Genomic DNA, 21,009 nt, shown 5'->3' with positions numbered 1-21,009 from the left:
TGAGCCTGCTCATTGTACGGCCGCTGCCATCCCCTCCACAGGTATCTAAAAAGCAACCATGCAAGAGTTGAATCAATCGCAAATCGCCGAGCGGCTGGATCAGCTGACTGAACTCAACGTTCAGTTGGGCAGCAGCCACGATACCGACTCCTTGCTGGAGCGCATACTGATCGTCGCCAAGCGCATGACCAATGCCGATGGCGGCACGCTGTACCGTCCCAGCGACGACAAGCGGCAGCTGAATTTTCACATCCTCATCAACGACACGCTGCAAACCCACCAGGGCGGCTCCAGCGGCCAGCCGGTGACGGCCGGCAGCGTGCCGCTGTACAACGACGACGGCGAGAAAAACCTGTCGGCGGTGGCGGCCTACGCCGCGCACTTCGGCCTGTCGGTCAACATCGAGGATGTGTACAAGGCCGATGTGTTCAACTTCTCCGGCATGGTCAAGTTCGACCAGCTGCGCAACTACCACTCGCAATCCTTCCTGACGGTGCCGATGAGCGACCACGAAGGCGAACTGGTGGGCGTGCTGCAACTGATCAATTCCAAGGATACTGAAACCGGCGAGATCCGCGCCTTCACCCAGACCGACCAGCGTTTCATCGAAGCCCTGGCGGCGCAGGCGGCGGTGGCGCTGACCCACCAGCGCCTTATCGCGCAACTGGAAGAGCTGCTGGAATCCCTGGTGAACCTGATCAACATCGGCATCGACGAAAAGTCGCCGTACACCGGCCGCCATTGCCAGTTCGTGCCCGAGCTGACCATGATGCTGGCCGAGGCCGTGCACAACACGGACACCGGCCCGCTGGCCGATTTCCAGATGAACGACGCCGACCGCAAGGAATTGTGGCTGGCCGGCCTGCTGCACGATTGCGGCAAGATCACCACGCCGGTACACGTGGTCGACAAGGCCACCAAGCTGGAAACCATTTTCGACCGCATCGCGCTGGTGGACACGCGCTTTGAAGTGCTGCTGCGCGACGCTGAAATCGCCGCCCTCAAGCGCAAGCTGGAGGTTGGCACCGGCGCGGGCGCCGACCATGCCGCCATCGATGCCGAGCTGGCGCAGCAACAGGCCGCGCTGCGCGAAGAGCGCGACTTCATCCGCTACGCCAACGTCGGCGGCGAGGGCATGCAGCCGGACGACCAGGCGCGCGTGCGCCAGATCGGCCAGCGCCGCTGGACCGGTCCGGACGGCGCCGAACAAGCCTTCCTCAGCGCCGACGAGCTGACCAACCTGACCATCAAGTTCGGTACGCTCACCGAACCGGAACGCAAGGAAATCAACAACCACATCTCGATGACGATCAAGATGCTGGAGGCGCTGCCGTGGCCGAAGCACTTGAAGAACGTGCCCGAATACGCCGGCGGCCACCACGAGCGCATGGACGGCAAGGGCTATCCGCGCGGCCTGACCAAGGACCAGATGTCGGTGCAGGCGCGGGTGATGGCGATTGCCGATATCTTCGAGGCGCTGACCGCCAAGGACCGCCCGTACAAGAAGGGCAAGATGCTGTCGGAGTCGCTGCGCATCCTCGGCCATTTCGCGCTGAACGGCCACATCGATCCGGACCTGTTCGACATCTTCATCCGCAACAAGATTTACCTGGAATTCGCCCACAAGAACATGGACGAAAAACAGATCGACTTCATCGACGAAACGCAGATCCCTGGTTATCGTGCGGATCAAAACGCTTAAAAAGTACGGCCTGCGCTGGGCGCTCGGCCTGCTGCTGACGGCGCTGGCGGTGTTGCAAGTGTCGGGCGCGCTGCACATCGACGCCGTCGAGCGCATGGACACATTCTTTGCCGATTTACGCATGCGGCTGGTCAAGCCGGTGCTGGACCCGCGCATCGTGGTGGTCGATATCGATGAAAAAAGCATCGCCGAAGTCGGCCACTTTCCGTGGAACCGCAAGATCGTCGCCCAGCTGGTCACGCAGCTGACCGAGCACTACGGCGTGGCAGCGGCCGGCTTCGACATCGTCTTCGCCGAAGCCGACAACACCTCCGGCTACGACGTACTGGAGCAATTGGCGCAGCGCGAACTGAAGGACGTCGGCGGCTTCGGCGCCCGCGTCGCCGGCCTCAAAGAACAGCTGGACTACGACGGCCTGCTGGTCAAGGCATTGGAAGACCAGCCGGTGGTGCTGGGCTATAACGTGGCCGAGAACCAGCGCAAGGGCAAGCTGCCCAATCCCTTCTTTAATACCGACACGCTGAACGGCCGCGAACTGCCGGCCGTCGCCTCCAACGGCTACCTGGCCAACCTCGACCGCTTGCAGGGCGCGGCGGCCAGCGGCGGCATCTTCACCGCCTTGCCGGACCCGGACGGCATCCTGCGTCACACCGCGCTACTGATGCGCATCGGTGATGGCTTCTATCCGACGCTGTCGCTGGCGACGGCGGCGGTAGCCTTGCAGGCGCGCGCCATCACGCCGTTGTGGGAAACCAATGTGGCCGAGATGTCGGCCCGGCAGCGCGCCAACGGCGGCCTCGACACGCTGCTGATGTTCGTCGGCCAGGAGAAAGTACCGCTGCACATCGCGGTCGGTGAAAACCTGTCCAACCTGATCGAGTTTCGCGGCACCGGCGGCCCCCAAGGCGGCGCCTTCCCGTACGTGTCGGCAGCTGACGTGCTGGCCGGCCGCGTCAAGCAAGAGGTGCTGGCCGACCGCATCATCCTGATCGGCACCACCGCGCCCGGCCTGCTGGACTTGCGCGCCACGCCGGTCAGCAGCGCCTACCCCGGTGTCGAGGTGCACGCCAACATGATCAAATCCATCCTCGACGACCGCTTCAAAGTGCGGCCGGATTATGCCGATGGCATCGAGGCGATCCAGGTTCTGGTGGTGGGCGGCGTGCTGGCGCTGGCACTCGGCGTGCTGGCGCCGCTGCCGTCGATGCTGCTGGCGGCGGCCCTGGCCGCTGCGGTGTTCGGCTTCAACTACTGGAGCTACACCGAGATGGACGCGGTGCTGAAGATGGCGATGACGCTGGTGCTGATCGCCGCCGTGTTCGTGCTGAACGTGGCCTGGGGCTACTTCTTTGAAGTGCGCCGCAACCGCGGGCTGGTGTCGCGCTTCGGCGAATACGTGGCGCCGGAACTGGTGGCGCAGATGGCCGAGAATCCTGCCCAATACAATATGGATGGCGAAAGCCGCGAGCTGACCGTGATGTTCGTCGACGTGCGCGGCTTTACCACCATCTCGGAAGATCTGACGCCGAAGCAGCTGCGCGAATACATCAACCTGTACCTGACGGCGATGTCGGAAGACATCCGCAGCGCCCACCAGGGCACGCTGGACAAATACATCGGCGACGCCGTGATGGCGTTCTGGGGCGCGCCGGTGCACTTCAGCGACCATGCCCGCCGTGCGGTCGCCACCTCGCTGCTGATGCAAGCCAGCGCGCGCCGCCTGAACGACGACTTCATCGCGCGCGGCTGGCCAGAACTAAAGATCGGCATCGGCCTCAACTCCGGCCTGATGCACGTGGGCGACATGGGCTCCAACATCCGCCGCGCGTACACGGTGATGGGCGATGCCGTCAATCTGGGTTCGCGGCTGGAGGGCATCACCAAGGTGTATGGCGTCGGCATCGCGGTGGGCGAGGCCACGCGCGCGGCAGCGCCGGAATTCTGCTACCGCGAACTGGACCTGGTGCGGGTCAAGGGCAAGAACGAGCCGGTGGCGATTTTCGAGCCGCTGGCGCTGGATGCCGAGGTGGACGACGCCACCCGCGCCGAACTGGCAAGCTGGCACGCGGCGCTGGCCGCCGTCCGCGCGCAACGCTGGGGCGAGGCCGAAGCGCAGCTTGCAGCATTGCAGGCACTGTCGCCGCAGCGCGGCCTGTACCAGCTGTACCGCGACCGCATTGCCCACTACCGCGCCCATCCGCCGGGCGAAAGTTGGGACGGTGTTACCACCTATGACACAAAATAATACTTAAAAAGTAACAATCGACAGAATTACATGGCGATTCGTGCCAAGGCAGTTTACACTTCAATAAAAAGTTTCCCTGGGGCTATTTTTTAGCCCGTACCTCACCCCAGTCAATCGAATGCCATCCGTCATGCGTCACAACATGAAATATAAAATCACGCGCCTGCTTGCAGCTTCCTTTCTTGCCGCTGCAGTGGCGTCGGCGTGGGGCGCGGCGGACGATGGTGTCATCCGCTTTGAGATTTCCCGCTTTGACGTCAAGGGCAATACCTTGTTGCCGCAGGCCGAAATCGACGCCGTACTGGCCGGCTACAGCGGCCAGCAGCGCGATTTCGGCGATGTCCAGCGCGCGCTGGAAGCCTTGGAGGCGCGCTATCACCAGCACGGCTACAACATCGTCACCGTCGAGCTGCCGGAGCAGGAGCTGAACGGCGGCGTGGTGACGCTGCGCGTGGTGGAGACGAAAATCGGCCGCGTAACGGTCAAGAACAACCGCTATTTCGACGAAGCCAATATCCGCCGCAGCCTGCCGGCCTTGCAGCCGGGCCGCTCGCCGGATCTGACGGCGGTGTCGGCCAACCTGAAGCAGGGCAACGAGAATCCCTCCAAGCAGGTGACGATGAAGCTGCAAGGCGGCGAGCGCGACGACGAGGTCGATGCGCTGCTGGACGTCAAGGATGAGTCGCCGTGGAAGGTCATGGCCAACGCCGACAACACCGGCACCGAGGGCACCGGCAAGACCCACGTCGGCGTGGTGCTGCAAAACGCCAACCTGTTCGGCCGCGACCATGTGGGTTCGCTGCAATACACCACCTCGGCCGAGGAACCGGGCCGGGTCAAGGTGTATGGCGCCGGCTACCATATTCCGCTGTATGACCTGGGTGACTCGCTGGACTTGTTCGCCAGCTATTCCAACGTTGATTCCGGCACCATCAGCGCCGGCTTGCTCAATCTGGCCGTCAGCGGCAAGGGCGCGGTATACGGCGCGCGCTATAACCAGGCGCTGGCCAAGCGCGGCGAAGTCGAGTCGAGGCTGTCCTACGGCGTTGATGTGAAAGCGTTCAAGAACAGCGTGCAGTACGACGGTGTTGAGCTGGGCAATGATGTGACGGTGCATCCGGTCAGCGTCAGTTATCAGGTGAATGCGCCTATCCCGCAAGGCGAGGTCGGCGGCCAGCTGACGCTGCTGCGCAATATCTCCGGCGGCGCCAACGGCGATCAGGGCGCCTTCACCGCCGCGCGCCTGAACGCTAAAGCGGACTACACCGTGTTGCGCTTCGCCGGCAGCGTCACGCGCGCGCTGGTCAGCGACTGGCAGCTGCGGGCCATCGTCAACGGCCAGTACACGCGCGATGCGCTGATTCCCGGCGAGCAGTTCGGCGCCGGTGGCGCCACGTCGGTGCGCGGTTTCATCGAGCGTGAAATTTCCAACGATTCCGGCGTCAGCCTCAACCTGGAGGTCTACACGCCCAACCTGTGCACGCGCGCGGGCTGGAACTGCCGCCTGCTGGGTTTCTACGATACAGCCTACGTCAGCCGCAACAAGGCGCAGCCGGGCGACCTCGATACCACCACCATCGCCAGCGCCGGCCTCGGCGCGCGCCTGGTGCTGTCGACGTATGTGAATCTGCAACTGGACTATGGCCACGTGACCAAGGCCGGCCTCACCACCCGCGCCGACGCCAACCGCCTGCACCTGCGCCTGGGCGTGGCTTACTAAGTAAAGAAGAGACAAGATGAAACCGACCCCACGTTTTAACTTGCGCCGCAAAGCCCTCGCCATGATGGTGGCGGCCTGTTACGCCAGCGTCCAGGCGGCGCCCGTCAACCCGACCGTGGTGGCGGGGCAGGCGAGCTTCAGCCAGCAAGGCAAGACCTTTACGATTACCAATACGCCGAACGCCATCATCAACTGGCAGGGATTTTCGATAGCCGCCGACGAGGTCACCCGTTTCATCCAGCAAAGCAGCGACAGCAAGGTGCTGAACCGGGTGACCGGCGTGGACCCTAGCCTGATCCTCGGTTCGCTGCAATCGAACGGCAAGGTGTTCCTGATTAATCCGAACGGCGTGGTGTTCGGCGCCGGCGCGCGCGTGGACGTCAACGGCCTGGTGGCGTCGAGCCTGAATATTTCCAACGCCGATTTCCTGGCCGGTAAAAACAACTTCACAGCTGGCGATGTCGCGGGCAAGGTCAGCAACCAGGGCACGATTACCACGCCGTCCGGCGGCCAGATCTTCCTGATCGCGCCATCGGTGGAAAACAGCGGCGTCATCACCGCGCCGAATGGCGATGTGGTGCTGGCTGCCGGCCATAGCGTGCAGCTGTTCGACTCGAAAGATCCGAATGTGCAGGTGGTGGTGTCGGCGCCGGCTGATCAGGCGCTGAATCTGGGCAGCATCGTGGCGCAGGGCGGGCGCGTGGGCGTGTACGGCGCGCTGGTCAATCAACGCGGCGTGATCAACGCCAACAGCGCGGTGCGCGGCGAGAACGGCAAGATAGTCCTCAAGGCCAGCGCCACCACGCTGGTGGAGGCGGGCAGTGTCACCAGCGCCACCGGCAGTGATCAGAACACCGGCGGCGATATCTTGCTGCTGGGCCGGCAGGTTGGCGTGACCGGCAATGCGGTAGTGGACGCCAGCGGCGCGGCTGGCGGCGGCAAGGTCCTGGTCGGCGGCGACTATCAGGGCAAGAACGCGGCGGTGGTCAATGCCGAGTCGACCTACGTCGGCAAGGACGTGGTCATCAGCGCCGATGCGACTCAGGGCGGCAATGGCGGCACGGTAGTGGTGTGGAGCCAGGACGCGACGCGCATGTACGGTTCGATCTACGCACGCGGCGCCGCGCAGAGCGGCAATGGCGGCCAGGTGGAAACCTCCGGCGATTATCTTGACGTGGCCGGCGCGCGCGTGAACACAGGCGCGGCCAGCGGCAAGACCGGCAGCTGGCTGCTCGATCCGCTGGATATCGAGGTGGTTGGCGGCACAACGCTCACGCAGCTGAGCGACGTTGCCACCTTTGGCGTCAGTCTGCTTACAGACCTGACGTCCATCGGCGCCGGCTTGATTACGGATTCCTCCTCCAACGTTGTGCTGCAAGCCAAGCGCGACGTCACCATCAGCAGCAGTATTTCGAACGACTCCAGTGCGTCGCTGACCGTGCAGGCCGGCAATGACATCAAGGTCAACGCGCCGATCTACATGGGCGGCGGCGTCACGCTGACCGCCAATGATGCCGCCAGCGGCAACGCCACCGGTATCGGCGGCATCACACTGGCCAGCGCCGCCAACAACGCTTACATCCTGCGCACCGGTGGCAAGAACGCGACGTTGACCGGCGCCTACGTCAACATCGACGGCAAGGTGGATCTGGCCGGCGGCAACCTGGACGCGCGCGCCAATGTGGCCGGCGGCACCATCACGCTGGGCGCCAGCAGCAGTGTGGCGACCAGCGCCGGCAGCCCGGCAGTGCTGTCCTTCGTGGCCGACAATATTGTGCTGAACGGCGCCAGCGGCACCGTCGGCAGTGGCGCCAGCGATGGCAACGATTCGGTCTCGTTTGCGGCCTACACGGCTGGCCGCGGCATTACTCTCGGCGGCAGCAATGCCAATGCGCTGAGCCTGAGCGCAGCCGCGCTGGGGTCAGTGTCGACCGGCACGCTCTCCATTGGTGATGGTGCGGCTGGCGCGGTGACGGTGGCTGGTCCGCTCGACCTGAGCAGCGGCGGCGCCAGTGGTCAGTTGAACCTCACCGGCGCCTCGATCGCGATCGACGGCGCGCTGACGGTGGCGCACGGGCTGAACCTGAACGCAACGAATAGCCTTAGCGGCACCGGGGCGATTACCGCCGACAGCTTGAGCGCCAACGGCGCCAGCGTCGCCCTCACCGGCGCCAATAACGTCGACAATATCTCCGGCGCTGCGCGTACTGCCGGCTTCAGCTTCAGCAGCGTGGACGACATGAACATTGGCGGCAACATTTCGGCCGTCACCGGTATCACCCTCAATTCCGGCGGCGGCATTCAGCAGACCGGGTCCTCCGCGCTGACAGCAAACTCGTTGGCGGTGACGGCGACCGGCGCGGCGCGGCTGAACGGTTCCTCCAATCAGATCGCGGCATTGAGCGCGACCAGTGTTGGCTCCTTGTCCTTCACTAACAGCGCCAGCCAGGCGCTGACGCTGAATGCCGTCACGTTGACCGGCGATTATGGCGACGGCACCATCAGCATCCGCACCAGCGGCGACCTGCTGGTGTCCGGCGCGCTGAATGCCAAGACGCAAAGTGTGACGCTGATGGGCGCCAACATCACGGGCAGCGGCGTGATCACGGCCAGCTACCTGGACGCCATTGCGGGCGGCAGTGTCGGCCTGAGCGGCGCCAACCTGGTCGATCGCGTCACCGGTAGCTCCAATGGCAACTTCGGGTATAGCGGCGCCGGCGATTACGTTGTGAGCAATATCGACGCCGGTCAGAACAGTATCGCGCTGTCGGGGCCCGGCAACATTTTCCAGACTGTCGATGATGGCGCACTCCGCGCGCTGTCGCTGAGTGTGAGCACGCCGGGCGAGGTGAGCCTGCTGGGGAACAACCGCATCACCGCGCTTAGCGCCACGGATGTGGGTTCGCTGTCGCTCTATAACGGTCAGGCGCTGACGTTGGGGAACGTCTCGCTGAGCAGCGGGTCTACCGGCGCTGTCAACGTGGAGGCGACTGGCATCACGGTGAGCGGCACCTTGAACGGCCGCGCGCAGAAGGTATCGTTGTCGGGCGGTTCGGTGGTGGTGAGTCACACCGGAACGGCCGGCACTTTCGAGATCGGCGCCGATGCACTGACGCTGGCGGCGGACCTGACGTCCAGCTACGCGATTGTGCATCCGTACAGCAGCGACTACAAAATGGTGATTGGCACCAACGCCGGCTGTGGAGGCGATTGCCTGGCGGTGAGCAATCTGTGGCATTTGTCAGCGCCAAGCGTGACGCTGGGCTCGACCGATGCCACGCTCAACCTGGGCAATATCACGGTGGCTGGCATCATCGGCGGCAATGGCGGCACGCTGGCGACCCGTAATGCTGCGACCACTCGCATTGCGCTGTTCAGCAATAGCGGCCACATTACCCAGACCGGCGCCATTGATGTGCAGGATCTGGCATTGCAGACCTCCGACAATATAATGCTGACCAATTCGGGCAATACCGTCACCAACCTGGCGGTGGCGCAGACCGGATCGGGGCACCTGCACTTCGCCAATACCGGTACGCTGGCGATTGCGCAGCTCGACGGCATCGATGGCGTCAGCAGCAATGGTGATGTGGAGCTGTCGGTGACCGGCGGCGGCGTGGTGCGCGGTAGCGGCATGGCGTTGACGGCGGATTCGCTGACCTTGAACACCACGGGCGGCGTGGGCGCCAACGGCAGCCCGCTGGTGACCGAGGTGTCTGACCTGACGGTGACCAATACGGCCGGTAGCAGCAGCATGGCGGGAATTTATATCGCCAACACCAACCACAATACGCAGATGATGACGGTGCATGACGTTACGCAGGTGAACGCGGGAGGCGGTAATGGCGGCGCCATCAGCATCGATAATACCGGCGGCATGAAGATTGCCGGTACGGTGGCGACCACCACTGGCGCGATCGCTTTGCAGACGCATAGTCCGCTGGTGGTGGATGGCTCTGTCGCGTCGGATAGCGGCAATATCACGTTGGCCGCGGGTACGGGCTATGACGTTAGCAATACAATTACGATCGGTAACGGCGCGGTGGTGAAGTCGATCAGTGGGCATGTGGCCGTTACGGCGACATCGTATAGCTCCGCCGGTCAGGTGCAGGATGTGAATGGGGCGGTGACGGCAACGCTGGTGCCGGCTCCTACGCCAACGCCGACGCCAACGCCAACGCCAACGCCAACGCCAACGCCAACGCCAATGCCGACGCCGACGCCGACGCCGACGCCAACGCCTGTGCCGACTCCAGTACCAACTCCAGTACCAACGCCGACGCCAGTACCGACGCCTGTGCCAACGCCAGTACCGACGCCTGTGCCAACGCCAGTACCGACGCCAGTACCGACGCCAGTGCCGACCCCTGTGCCGACGCCAGTGCCAACACCGGTACCGACTCCGGTACCGACCCCTGTACCGACGCCAGTGCCGACCCCTGTGCCGACGCCTGTACCGACGCCTGTACCGACGCCTGTACCGACGCCTGTACCAACACCGGTGCCAACGCCAACGCCAACGCCGCCGCCATCGGCCGACATCTGCACCATCGCGCCGAATTCGGCGTTGTGCCAAGTGCTGTCGCCGCCAACGGCTTCAGAGCCGGTCAAGCCAGTCCAGCAGGCATCCAACGAGGTCATCAAGACCTTGTCGACCAGCGACGGTGTGCCGGGCAGCAGCTCGTCCGGCAGTTCCAGCTCGGGCGGCGCGGCCACATCGTCCACGCCTGACGACAGCAAGAAGACGGACAAAGTAGAAGCAACCAGCGACAAGACCGGAACGAAAAATGAACCAACTAAAAAGACTTACTGCAATTAAGGCCTGGCTGGCGCTACTGCTGTGGTGTGTGGCCAGCGTCGGTTGGGCCGCGCAGGTGGCGGGCACCATCACGCAACTGAGCGGCCCGTTGATGGCGCGCAAGGCCAACGGCGCGGTACGCATACTGTCGATGAAGTCCGAAGTCGAAAGCGGCGACACCCTGGTGACCGAGAAGAACACCTACGCCATGGTCAAGTTCATCGACAACAGCGAGATCACGCTGAAGCCTTCCACCACCTTCAAGGTGGAGAATTTCGCCTACGATGCCGACAAGCCCGATGGCGACAACGCGTCCTTTAACCTCGTCAAGGGCGGCTTGCGCTCGGTGACCGGCCTGCTGGGCAAGCGCAACAAGGAAAAGTTCTCGCTGAAGACGCCAAGCGCCACCATCGGCATTCGCGGCACCACCTTTGTCGCCGAGTGGGTGGAGCCGACCGAGCAGGCCGTGGCATACGCCGCTGCCCAACGGCAGGCTTGGCTCATGGCCAGCACTGCCAGCCTGGGAGACACCTATCCGCTGCAGCCGCTGATGCTGGCGCAAGCCGCCATTCCCGCGCCGAACACGCCCGCGCTGCCGCCGGGACTGTACGTTCAGGTGATCGACGGAATGATCAATCTGACCAATAAGGGCGGGGCACAGAACTTTGCTGCCGGCCAGTTCGGTTACACGGCGAGCCCGACGCAGCCGCCGGTGATCGTACCGAAGAACCCTGGCATTCAATTCACGCTGCCACCGGCCTTTACGCAGCCGCCTGCCCCGGCTGGCGGGGCCGCCACGCCACCCAAGTCCAATACAGTGGATTGCGAAGTGCGCTAAAAAGCCTTGACCTTCCAATCGTGGGATACTTGATGCTGTAGGCAGGTAAATACAGCATCGGGTAGACCATGAATCAGCAAGCGATCAAAATTGACGGTATGAGCTGCGCCTCCTGCGTTGGCAGGGTGGAGCGGGTGCTGGCGGCGGTGCCGGGCGTCGACAAAGTCAGTGTCAATCTGGCCACCGAAATGGCGCGCGTGGAATCGGCCGAACCGGTCGACTTTGCCGCGCTGGCGCAGGCGGTCGACAAGGCCGGCTATCAGGCCTCGCTGCCGCCACCGGAGCCGGGCGCCGCGCCTGCCGACGATGCAGCCGCCGTCGCTGCGCCGACCGCGCGCGGTTTCTTCGCAGCCTTCGCGCCGAGCGGTGGCACGGCGGTCCTGCTGGCCGCGCTGTTCTCACTTCCCCTGATTTTTCCAATGCTGCTGGAACTGGCCGGCATCCACTGGATGCTGGATGGCCGCCTGCAATGGCTGCTCGCCACGCCGGTGCAATTCTGGCTGGGGGCGCGCTTCTATCGCGCCGGCTGGCTGGCGGTGCGTGCGGGCAGCGGCAATATGGACTTGCTGGTGGCCCTTGGCACCAGCGCGGCTTATGGCCTGAGCGTGTATCAGTTGCTGTCTGCCGGCGCTATGCCACACCTGTATTTTGAGGCATCGGCGGTGGTGATTACGCTGGTGTTGCTGGGGAAATGGCTGGAGGCGCGCGCCAAGCGCCAGACGGCGCAGGCGATTCGCGCGTTGCAAACACTGCGGCCCGAGTCGGCGCGTGTGCGCCGGGACGGCCAGGATGTGGATGTCGCGATTCATGAAGTGCGCGTGGATGACGTCATCGTCGTGCGGCCGGGGGAGCGCATCGCTGCCGACGGTGTGGTCAGCGAAGGCGCCAGCCACGTGGATGAGGCGCTGATTACCGGCGAGAGCCTGCCGGTGGCCCGTCATGCCGGCGAGCGGGTGACGGGAGGCGCCATCAATGGCGAAGGTTTGCTGCTGGTGCGCGTGACGGCGGTGGGGGCGGAAAGCACGTTGTCACGCATCATTCGCCTGGTGGAGGATGCACAGGCGGCCAAGGCGCCGGTGCAGCATCTGGTAGACCGCGTGAGCGCGGTGTTCGTGCCGGTGGTGCTGGCGCTGGCGCTGCTGACCTTCGCAGGCTGGTGGCTGGTGGCCGGCGATGCCGAGCAGGCCATCATCAATGCGGTGGCGGTGCTGGTGATTGCGTGCCCCTGCGCGCTGGGGCTGGCGACGCCGGCCGCCATCATGGCCGGCACCGGCGTCGCGGCGCGCTACGGGATTCTGATCAAGGATGCGGAAGCACTGGAACTGGCGCACCGCATCACCACCGTGGCCTTCGACAAGACCGGCACGCTGACCGAAGGCCAACCATCGCTGGCCGTGCTGGCGCCCGCGCCGGGCGTCGACGAACCGCACCTGCTGCAACTGGCCGCCGCTGTGCAGCGCGGCAGCGAACACGCGCTGGCCCGCGCCGTCCAGCTAGCCGCCGGCGTGCCGAATGCCGCCGCGCCACTGCTGGCGTCCGACATCAGCGCCTTGCCTGGACGCGGCGTGAAGGCCACGGTGGCCGGCGCCCGTCTGCTGCTGGGCAGCACGCGCCTGATGCAAGAGCAGGGCATCTCACTGCAAGCGCTATCCACCCGTGCCGAAGAACTGGAGCACACCGGCCACACCATCTCCTGGCTTGCCGACGCCACCACCCACCAGCTCCTTGGCCTGCTGGCCTTCGGAGATCGCATCAAACCGCAAGCCCAAGCCGCCATCGCCGCGCTGCATGCGATGGGCATCCACACCGTGCTGCTCACCGGCGACAACCAGGGCAGCGCCAACGCCGTCGGCCAGCAGCTCGGCGTGCAGCGCATTGTCGCCAACATGCTGCCGGCCGATAAAGCCAGCACCATCGCCGCGCTCAAACAGGAAGGCGGCACCATCGCCATGGTCGGCGACGGCATCAACGACGCGCCGGCGCTGGCCGCCGCCGATGTCGGCATCGCCATGTCCAGCGGCACCGACGTCGCCATGCACGCCGCCGGCATCACGCTGATGCGCGGCGATCCGGCACTGGTGGCCGCCGCCATCTCCATCTCGCGCCGCAGCTACAGCAAGATCCGCCAGAACCTGTTCTGGGCCTTTATCTATAATTTGATCGGCATTCCGCTGGCCGCCTTCGGCCTGCTCAACCCCATGGTGGCCGGCGGTGCGATGGCACTCAGCTCGGTCAGCGTGATCAGCAACGCGCTGCTGCTGCGCCGCTGGAAACCGGAGGACCGCACATGAATATCGGACAGGCCGCAACGGCCACCGGCGTTTCGGCCAAAATGATCCGCTACTACGAAAGCATCGCCCTGATCCCGGCCGGCAAACGCACTGACGCCGGCTACCGCATCTACGGCGACAACGACCTGCACACGCTGCGCTTCGTCAAGCGTGCCCGCTTGCTGGGCTTCTCGCTGGAGCAGATTCGCGGCCTGCTGTCGCTGTGGCAGAACAAGGGACGCGCCAGCGCTGACGTCAAGACGATCGCCATGGGCCATGTGGCCGAACTCAATCAGCGCATCGCCGAACTGACCGAAATGCGCGACACGCTGCAAACCATGGCCAGCTGCTGCCACGGCGACCAGCGCCCCGATTGCCCCATCCTGCAAAGCCTCGCACAATAGAAGGCCGGTCGTTGTTTAAATGATATTTGCGCTACACTCGCGGTCTGATATCGCCCGAGGTAAAGCCTATGCAGGTAAACAGCAGCGCACTGAGTCAATGGTCGTCGTCTCTGACGGACTTTGTGTTCACCCTGATCTGGAGCAGCATGCCGACCGCATTGCTGTACGCGGCCATGGGCTTGGTCGCAGCCATCGTGCTGATGGTCTGGGTAGGCAGAAAAAACCTGCTGCGCCGCCGCCCGCGCGTGTGGAACGTGCTGGCGAAAGTGAGCTATCTGGCGATCCTGCTGGTGACGCTGTTTGCCTTCACCGCCGTCGGCGTGGTGCGCCATGTGCAGAAGGAGACCATGAGCGCACTGGAGGTCTCGGTCACGCCGCTGGTGCGCACCAACACCGTGCTGCTGCGTCAGTATCTGACGCTGAAGATGTCGGCCTACGCGCCTGGCCAGCCGGTCAGCGCGCGTGAGCTGGTCGATGCCACGCTCAAGGATCTTTATTACCGTCCCACGTCGGACAGCCTGTGGGAGCGCGGCAAGGCGCGCATCGTCAACTGGACGTTGCGCAAGCTGGGTGGTGAAGTGCTGACGGCTGTGTTCCAGAAGATCATCGTCGCCAAGGTCGAGACCATGGCGGCAGGGCTGAAGAACCAGACGCAAAACGAAGCCGCCAAGGTGGGCGTCGATGCGCTGCGCAAGGTGCTGCTGGATGCCAATCGCCGGGTCGACCTGTCGGCGCTGGATCGCACGCTGCCGCAGATTATCCTCGACGTGGCAGGGCAGCAGATCCACGCCGTCTTCGTCCACGCCTACCTGATGATCGCCCTGATCTGGCTGGGCGCCGGTGCGCTGATCGGCGCCGAGATGCTGCTGTACTTCCGCTGGTACGAAAAGCGTCAACAGCCATCGCCGAATCTCGTATAATCCTGACACGTTTTGGTGCTCGCGCGTCCGTCTGGATGCGCAGTTAAACGGGAAACAGGAAGCCGTCAGCGGCCCACCTGTGCTGCCCCCGCAACGGCCAACAAGCGTCGTCGCATGACGACACTCCGCCTCGCAATACCACTGTGCTTCATGCATGGGAAGGTCAGGCGGATTTGCTTGCCAGCCCGGATACCGGCCAAACAGGGGAGATGCCGCAGGCATTTCTATTCAATCCGCTCACGGGGAGGTGAGTGGCTTGCTTCTGAAAGCTTTCAATGATCTACAAATCGATCGTCGCCTTGGCGACTTTCCTGCCGCTGGCCGTCCATGCGGACACCACGGATGCTGGCGATACGCCGGCGACCACGGTCCAGGTACGCGGCCATTACGATAACGGCGTGGGCACCTCCAACGCCGCCAGCCAGGGTGCGGTAACGGCGGAGCTGATCGCCAACCGTCCTGCCTTGCGGCCGGGCGAACTGCTGGAGTTTGTACCCGGCGTGATCGTCACGCAGCACAGCGGCGACGGCAAGGCCAATCAATACTTCCTGCGCGGCTTTAACCTCGACCACGGCACCGACTTCGCCACCTTCGTCGACGGCATGCCGGTCAATATGCGCACCCACGCGCATGGCCAAGGCTACACGGATCTGAACTTCCTGATCCCGGAACTGGTGGACCGCATCAACTACAAAAAAGGCCCGTACTATGCGGACGAAGGCGACTTCGCATCCGCCGGCGCGGCGCATCTGACGCTGGCGAACAAGCTGCGCGAAAACACCGCCAGCGTGTCGGTGGGCGAGAATCAGTATTACCGCTCGGTGGTCACTGGCTCGACGCCGCTGGGCGCCGGCAATCTGGTGTACGGCGCGGAGCTGGGCCACAACAACGGCCCGTGGGTGGAGCCGGAGGCCTTCCACAAAAGCCTGGGCGTGCTGCGTTACGCGCAAGGCGCCAGCGATGACCAGTTCACTGTGACCGGCATGTTCTACAAGGGCGCCTGGCACGCGAGTAATCAGATTCCGCTGCGCGCGGTGCAGAGCGGCGAGATCGATCCGTTCGGCGCCATCGATCCGACCGACGGCGGCGAGACCTCGCGATACAGCCTGTCCGCCGCCATGCGCAAGCGCACCAGCGACGCGCTGTTCCAGGCGAATGCCTACGTGGTGCAATCCAGCCTGACGCTGTACAACGACTTCACCTACTTCCTCGACGACCCGGTCAATGGCGACCAGTCGCGCCAGACCGAGAAGCGCCGCATGGCCGGGTTCGACGTCGGCCAGACGTGGTTCAGCCACTGGGGCGGTCTGGATGTCAGCAACAAGGTTGGCTTGCAGGGACGCTACGACTACATCTCGCCGCTGGGCCTCTACAAGACGGCGCACCAGCAAACGCTGGGCGTGATCACCGAATCGAAAGTGAAGGAAGCCAGCGCCGGCGCCTACGTCGAGAACACCGTGCAGTGGCTGCCGTGGATGCGCACCACGGCCGGCCTGCGTTATGACCGTTACCGCTTTGACGTCGACAGCAATATCGCCGAGAACTCAGGCAACGTCAGCGCCGGCACCACGTCGCCGAAATTCTCGGTGGTGCTGGGGCCTTGGGCCAGGACCGAATTCTTCGTCAACTACGGCGAGGGCTTCCACAGCAACGACGCGCGCGGCACCACCGTGCATCTGACGCCGAAGGAGCGTGAACCGATCGACCCGGTCACGCCGCTGGTGAAGACGCGCGGCGCGGAGATCGGCGCGCGCACCGAATTCCTGCCTGGCCTGCAAAGCTCGATGGCGTTGTGGAAGCTGCGCTCCGAATCGGAGCTGGTATTTTCCGGCGACGCCGGTGATACCTCGCCGAGCCGTGGCAGTTACCGTTCCGGCATCGAGTGGAACAACCACTACATCGCCAATTCGTGGCTGCTGTTCGATCTGGATATGGCGTATTCGCGCAGTCACTACACCGAGCACGATCCGGTGGGCGACTACATTCCCGGCGCGATCGGCAAGGTGGCGTCGTTCGGCGCCACCACCATGGATCTGGGGCCATGGTCGGGCGCGTTCCAGATGCGCTATTTCGGACCGCGTCCGCTGATCGAAGATAACAGCCAGCGCTCGGCCAGCACCGCGATCGCATATGCACGTGTAGGCTACAAATTCAACCGCCGCTGGACGGTGCAGCTGGATGCCTTCAACCTGTTCGACCGCAAGGCCAGCGATGTCGATTACTACTACGCCTCTCGCCTGCCGGGCGAACCGGCGGAAGGCGTGGACGATATCCACTACCATCCGGCCGAACGCCGCACCTTCCGCCTGACGGTCAAGACCACGTTCTGAATCGGGCTACGCCATGGTGGCGCCGGTGCTACCATGGCTGCATGACGACTCCATACCAACTTTATTATTGGGACGGTCTCCAGGGCCGCGGTGAATTTGTGCGGCTGGCGCTGGAGGAAGCCGGCGTGCCGTACGTGGATGTGGCGCGCAAGAAGGGCGGTATGTCCGCGCTGACGGCCAGCCTGGATGGCGAGCAGGTGGCGCATCCATCGTTTGCGCCGCCGGTGCTGCAGGTAGGCGAACTGCTGATCGGGCAGACCGCCAATATCCTGCTGTATTTGGGGGCGAAACATGGACTGGCGCCGCGTTCGCTGGACGGGCGTTTGTGGGCCAATCAGCTACAGCTGACCATCGCCGATATCGTCGCCGAGGCGCATGATACGCATCATCCGATTTCTTCCAGCGCGTACTACGAGGACCAGAAGAAGGAAGCCAAGGCGCGCGCCAGGGATTTTCGCGAACATCGCATACCGAAGTTCCTAGATTATTTTGAAGGCGTCATCGAACGCAATCCGGGACGTGGCGGTTACGCGGTCGGCTCACGGCTGTCGTATGTGGACCTATCGCTCTTCCAGCTGCTGGACGGGCTGGCGTATGCCTTCCCCAACACGATGGCGAAACTGGCGCCATCGTATCCCGGCCTGTTTGCTCTGCACGCCAAAGTAGCGCAGCGCTCCAACGTCGCCGCCTACCTCAACTCGAAGCGCCGGATTCCGAATAACGAGACCGACATCTTCCGCCACTATCCGGAGCTGGATAGATGATTTCATCGTAAGGTAAACTGATCGCGCCGCCGCGTTTACGGTCAACCACGCCAGCGTTCAGGAGCGCATCAACATCATCGTGAACCGCCTTCACATCGCGATCAAGGCGGCTGGCCAGTTCCTTGACCGGCATCGGCGACGTGCCGCAAAGCTGGTGCAGAATCTGGAGGCGTTTTTCGGTAAGCACTTGCAGCAGCAGTTCCTGCGAAATGAATGTCAAGGTGGCGTACGGCATTGGGCAGCCGGATGCCACAGTTCTGATGACATCGTCCATCGCCTCCGCAGCCGAGCGAACTTCAATCTTCACCGTTTTCATGATTCCACCTCGCTATAAACGACGACGCACAACATAGGCCAAGCGGTATTTGTATTTGTGGCTTGAACCAATAACAATCACCGGGGGATCAGGCGGCGCTGGTGACCGGGTAGCCGGCGTCGGCGATGGCGGATTTCAGCGGGGCGAGTGGGGTGCTGCTGTCGATCTTGACGGATTTGGTGGTCAGGTCGATCTCGACTTTGGCGCCGGCGTCGATGGCTTGCACGGCCTTGGTGACGGCGCCCACGCAGTGGCCGCAGCTCATGTTTTCTACTTGCAGCTGGTACATCGCATACTCCTTAAACAGTTTCATTACCTGTACTTTAATCCTTCCTGCCATGGGAAGGTCAAGCGTTCATTTGGGAGGGTTGGCATGGCAACTTTGGAGCGGGCGATTGCGATCGCCGCAGCGGCGCACGCGGGGCAGGTGGACAAAGCGGGGCAGCCGTATATCCTGCATCCGTTGCGCGTGATGCTGCGCGTCACCACCGAGCATGAGCGCACGGCGGCGGTGCTGCATGATGTGGTCGAAGATACCGATGTAACACTGGACACGCTGGCGGCGGAAGGCTTTGCGCCCGAGGTCATCGCGGCGGTGGCGGCGCTAACCAAGCGTCCAAACGAGTCGCGCATGCAGGCAGCCGAGCGCGCCGCCGCCAATCCCATCGCGCGCGTGGTCAAGCTGTCGGACAACGCCGAGAACATGGACCTAAGCCGCATCGCCAACCCCACCGCCGACGACTACGCGCGGCTGGAAGAATACAAGCTGGTGCGCGAAGCGCTGCTGCGCGTCGGCTAGTGCGGCGGCGATCAGGGCGGTGTATGATTGCCAAATGCTTAACTCGCCTTGATGACTGATGAACAGACTTCTGTTGGTACTATGCGCGCTCTTGCTGGCAGCCTGTAGCAGCAAGGTGACGCCGGCTGGTTCAAAGGCCGTGTCGCCGGCCGACGCGCGCGACAAGTTTCTGGCGTATGAACACGGCATTACCATTGACGCCGCCGAAGGCAAGGTTAAGCCCCTGTTCCGGCAACTGGTGGCCGCGTGCGAAGCAGATCGCGATAATCACTGCACCGTGCTGAATTCCTCGCTGGAGGCGGGACGTTACGACAGCGCGAATATCCGTCTGCGCGCGAAAGCGCCAGGGATCAACAAGCTGCTGGCGCTGGCCGCCGCCGGTGGCGAACTGGCGCGGCAGGACACCCGCGTCGAAGACCTCGCGCGGCCGGTCGCCGACAATGTCAAGCGGCTGGAGATGCTGCGCGCATATCAGCAAAAGCTGAGCGAACTGAATCGCCGGCCCGGCCTGGATGCCGACGCCCTGATCAAGCTGGCGAAGGAGCAGGCCAGCGTGCAGTCGGATCTGGAAACCGCCGCCGGCGAGAATGCGCATCTGATGGACCGCATCAATCTCGACATCCTCACGATCACGATTTACTCACGCCATCAGCAGTCGTTCTGGACGCCGATCCGCGATGCGCTGGTCGCTTTTGGCGGCAACCTGTCCAGCGGCATTGCCGGGCTGGTTACAGGGCTGGCGTATATGCTGCCATGGTTGTTTGCGCTGGCCGTGGCTGTGTGGCTGGGACGCAGGCTGTGGCGGAAGGTGCGTAGCCGATGAGAGCGCTCATGCTTGCGGCGGCATGTCGTCTGCTACAAACACTTGAGAAGGAATGATGAAAAAAACGCTGTTGTTCGCCATGATGGCGATGTGGTGTGGCGCTTGCGCTGCGACTGACCTGCAATCCAATCCGGAGTTGCGGGCGATGAACCGGGCGGACGCGGCGGACCGGGAGCCGGATAAGATCGACTGGACGGTAGTCAACGCCAAGGATGCGCAGCGGCGCCAGCGGGTGTCCGAGATGCTGGCGCATGGCGAGATCCGGACGGCGGAAGATTTTTACTTTGCCGGCATGATTTATCAGCATGGCGAGGGGCCGGAAGATATCCGGCTGGCGCAAGCGTTTGCCACCATCGCGTCCAAGCTGGAGCCGGAACATCCAGCGCCCAAGTGGCTCTTCGCCGCGTCATGGGACCGCTATCTGATGTGGAAGAAATTACCGCAGTGGTATGGCACGCAGTATCAGGTGTCCAAAGAGGGCGTGCGCACGCTCTACCCAGTCGATCCCAACGCCGTCACCGACGCCGAACGCGCCGCCTTCCACGTCCCCTCGCTGGCCGAGGCCATGGCGGAAGTGAAGGCGCCTGATTAATCCTGCGGCGGGTCGTCCAGGCGGGCCAGGTCGAGGCTGACCAGGGCCCAGATGCCGCCTGCGTAGTCCGGTTCCTGCGACAGGGTTTCCACTTCCGACGGCCGGATTTCGAAGGCTTTGCCTTGCTCCACCAACTGGCCCACGTGGCCATAGATGGCCTTGGTGGCGTTGCTCATGGCGGTGCCCACCGTGTCGCCCGTGGTGACGCAGCCGGGAATGTCCGGCACCGTCACGCCATATTTTTTGGCGCCGATGGTTTTCTGGATCAGGATAGGAATGTCCATGATGTCTGACCTCTGCTAGGGCGCGAAATCCGGGCAAAATCAATAACTTGGATTCTTAGTGTCATACAGGATGCCGACGGTTTCAAGCACTTTTTCAGACGTGTGTTTACTCCGCTATTCGTGGTTTTTGAGCGATTGACATCGCCTGTTGCCTCAGATAACATTCGAGTCATGCATTAAAGAATTTAAAAGTGCACAATAGAA

Annotated in this window: 16 protein-coding genes and 1 riboswitch; of the genes, 13 read left to right on the top strand and 3 right to left on the bottom strand. The window is 63.4% G+C overall.

Features of this window, described 5'->3' with window-relative positions; genetic code table 11:
* The first annotated feature begins 58 nt into the window (after positions 1 to 58).
* The 10 genes from HH213_RS03055 (at position 59) to HH213_RS03005 (ending at position 17,991) form a co-directional block, all read left to right on the top strand.
* Positions 59 to 1,702 (top strand): HD family phosphohydrolase, encoded by a 1,644-nt coding sequence (locus HH213_RS03055; RefSeq protein WP_169110691.1) that lies wholly within the window; start codon positions 59 to 61, stop codon positions 1,700 to 1,702.
* Positions 1,683 to 3,947: a CHASE2 domain-containing protein gene (locus HH213_RS03050; RefSeq protein WP_229263266.1), complete on the top strand. Its 2,265-nt coding sequence runs from the start codon at positions 1,683 to 1,685 to the stop codon at positions 3,945 to 3,947. The genes HH213_RS03055 and HH213_RS03050 overlap by 20 nt, the downstream gene beginning before the upstream one ends.
* A 142-nt stretch (positions 3,948 to 4,089) precedes the next feature.
* Positions 4,090 to 5,667, top strand: coding sequence for a ShlB/FhaC/HecB family hemolysin secretion/activation protein (locus HH213_RS03045; protein ID WP_169110689.1), 1,578 nt, complete (start codon positions 4,090 to 4,092; stop codon positions 5,665 to 5,667).
* 16 nt (positions 5,668 to 5,683) lie between these two features.
* The gene (locus tag HH213_RS29990) at positions 5,684 to 10,486 is read left to right on the top strand and encodes a beta strand repeat-containing protein (RefSeq protein WP_229263265.1); all 4,803 of its coding nucleotides are present in this window, start codon (positions 5,684 to 5,686) and stop codon (positions 10,484 to 10,486) included.
* The gene (locus tag HH213_RS03030) at positions 10,455 to 11,303 is read left to right on the top strand and encodes a FecR family protein (protein WP_169110687.1); all 849 of its coding nucleotides are present in this window, start codon (positions 10,455 to 10,457) and stop codon (positions 11,301 to 11,303) included. Before HH213_RS29990 ends, HH213_RS03030 begins: the two co-directional genes overlap by 32 nt.
* A 68-nt stretch (positions 11,304 to 11,371) precedes the next feature.
* Positions 11,372 to 13,594 (top strand): heavy metal translocating P-type ATPase, encoded by a 2,223-nt coding sequence (locus HH213_RS03025; protein WP_229263264.1) that lies wholly within the window; start codon positions 11,372 to 11,374, stop codon positions 13,592 to 13,594.
* The gene (gene cueR / locus HH213_RS03020) at positions 13,591 to 13,977 is read left to right on the top strand and encodes a Cu(I)-responsive transcriptional regulator (protein ID WP_110844514.1); all 387 of its coding nucleotides are present in this window, start codon (positions 13,591 to 13,593) and stop codon (positions 13,975 to 13,977) included. The genes HH213_RS03025 and cueR overlap by 4 nt, the downstream gene beginning before the upstream one ends.
* Positions 13,978 to 14,045: 68 nt before the next feature.
* Positions 14,046 to 14,897, top strand: coding sequence for a hypothetical protein (locus HH213_RS03015; RefSeq protein ID WP_169110685.1), 852 nt, complete (start codon positions 14,046 to 14,048; stop codon positions 14,895 to 14,897).
* Positions 14,894 to 15,112: riboswitch (cobalamin riboswitch) on the top strand. (Overlaps the previous gene by 4 nt.)
* Before the next feature lie 60 nt (positions 15,113 to 15,172).
* Entirely contained in the window at positions 15,173 to 17,227 is a 2,055-nt protein-coding gene (locus HH213_RS03010) for a TonB-dependent receptor (protein ID WP_169110683.1), read from the top strand.
* A gap of 41 nt (positions 17,228 to 17,268) precedes the next feature.
* On the top strand, positions 17,269 to 17,991 hold the full coding sequence (locus HH213_RS03005; protein ID WP_169110681.1) for a glutathione S-transferase: 723 nt from the start codon (positions 17,269 to 17,271) through the stop codon (positions 17,989 to 17,991).
* Here HH213_RS03005 and HH213_RS03000 read toward each other — a convergent pair.
* Both HH213_RS03000 and HH213_RS02995 read right to left on the bottom strand, forming a co-directional pair.
* Positions 17,921 to 18,307 (bottom strand): HVO_A0114 family putative DNA-binding protein, encoded by a 387-nt coding sequence (locus HH213_RS03000; protein ID WP_229263263.1) that lies wholly within the window; start codon positions 18,305 to 18,307, stop codon positions 17,921 to 17,923. The two genes, HH213_RS03005 and HH213_RS03000, sit on opposite strands and share 71 nt — an antisense overlap.
* A gap of 88 nt (positions 18,308 to 18,395) precedes the next feature.
* Complete coding sequence (locus HH213_RS02995) at positions 18,396 to 18,596, bottom strand: heavy-metal-associated domain-containing protein (RefSeq protein WP_169114922.1); 201 nt, start codon at positions 18,594 to 18,596, stop codon at positions 18,396 to 18,398.
* An 84-nt stretch (positions 18,597 to 18,680) separates the two neighbouring features.
* Here HH213_RS02995 and HH213_RS02990 point away from each other — a divergent pair, with 84 nt between their 5' ends.
* From HH213_RS02990 to HH213_RS02980, 3 genes are read left to right on the top strand one after another with little or no spacing between them, the layout of a single operon-like run.
* A complete protein-coding gene (locus HH213_RS02990) occupies positions 18,681 to 19,106 on the top strand; it encodes an HD domain-containing protein (protein ID WP_169110679.1) in 426 nt (141 codons plus the stop codon).
* A gap of 58 nt (positions 19,107 to 19,164) precedes the next feature.
* Positions 19,165 to 19,929: a DUF4349 domain-containing protein gene (locus tag HH213_RS02985; RefSeq protein ID WP_169110677.1), complete on the top strand. Its 765-nt coding sequence runs from the start codon at positions 19,165 to 19,167 to the stop codon at positions 19,927 to 19,929.
* Between the two features lie 52 nt (positions 19,930 to 19,981).
* The gene (locus HH213_RS02980; RefSeq protein WP_169110675.1) at positions 19,982 to 20,521 is read left to right on the top strand and encodes a hypothetical protein; all 540 of its coding nucleotides are present in this window, start codon (positions 19,982 to 19,984) and stop codon (positions 20,519 to 20,521) included.
* Here the strand turns inward: HH213_RS02980 and HH213_RS02975 are convergent.
* Positions 20,518 to 20,805, bottom strand: a complete 288-nt coding sequence (locus HH213_RS02975; RefSeq protein WP_110844507.1) for a type II toxin-antitoxin system HicB family antitoxin — start codon at positions 20,803 to 20,805, stop codon at positions 20,518 to 20,520. The genes HH213_RS02980 and HH213_RS02975 overlap by 4 nt on opposite strands.
* Between the last annotated feature and the right edge of the window lie 204 nt (positions 20,806 to 21,009).

The sequence above is a fragment of the Duganella dendranthematis genome (assembly GCF_012849375.1).
In the GTDB taxonomy this organism is placed as follows: Bacteria; Pseudomonadota; Gammaproteobacteria; order Burkholderiales; family Burkholderiaceae_D; genus Rugamonas; species Rugamonas dendranthematis.
Note: the sequence above shows the minus strand (reverse complement) of the source record. Positions and strands in the feature narration are given on the sequence as shown.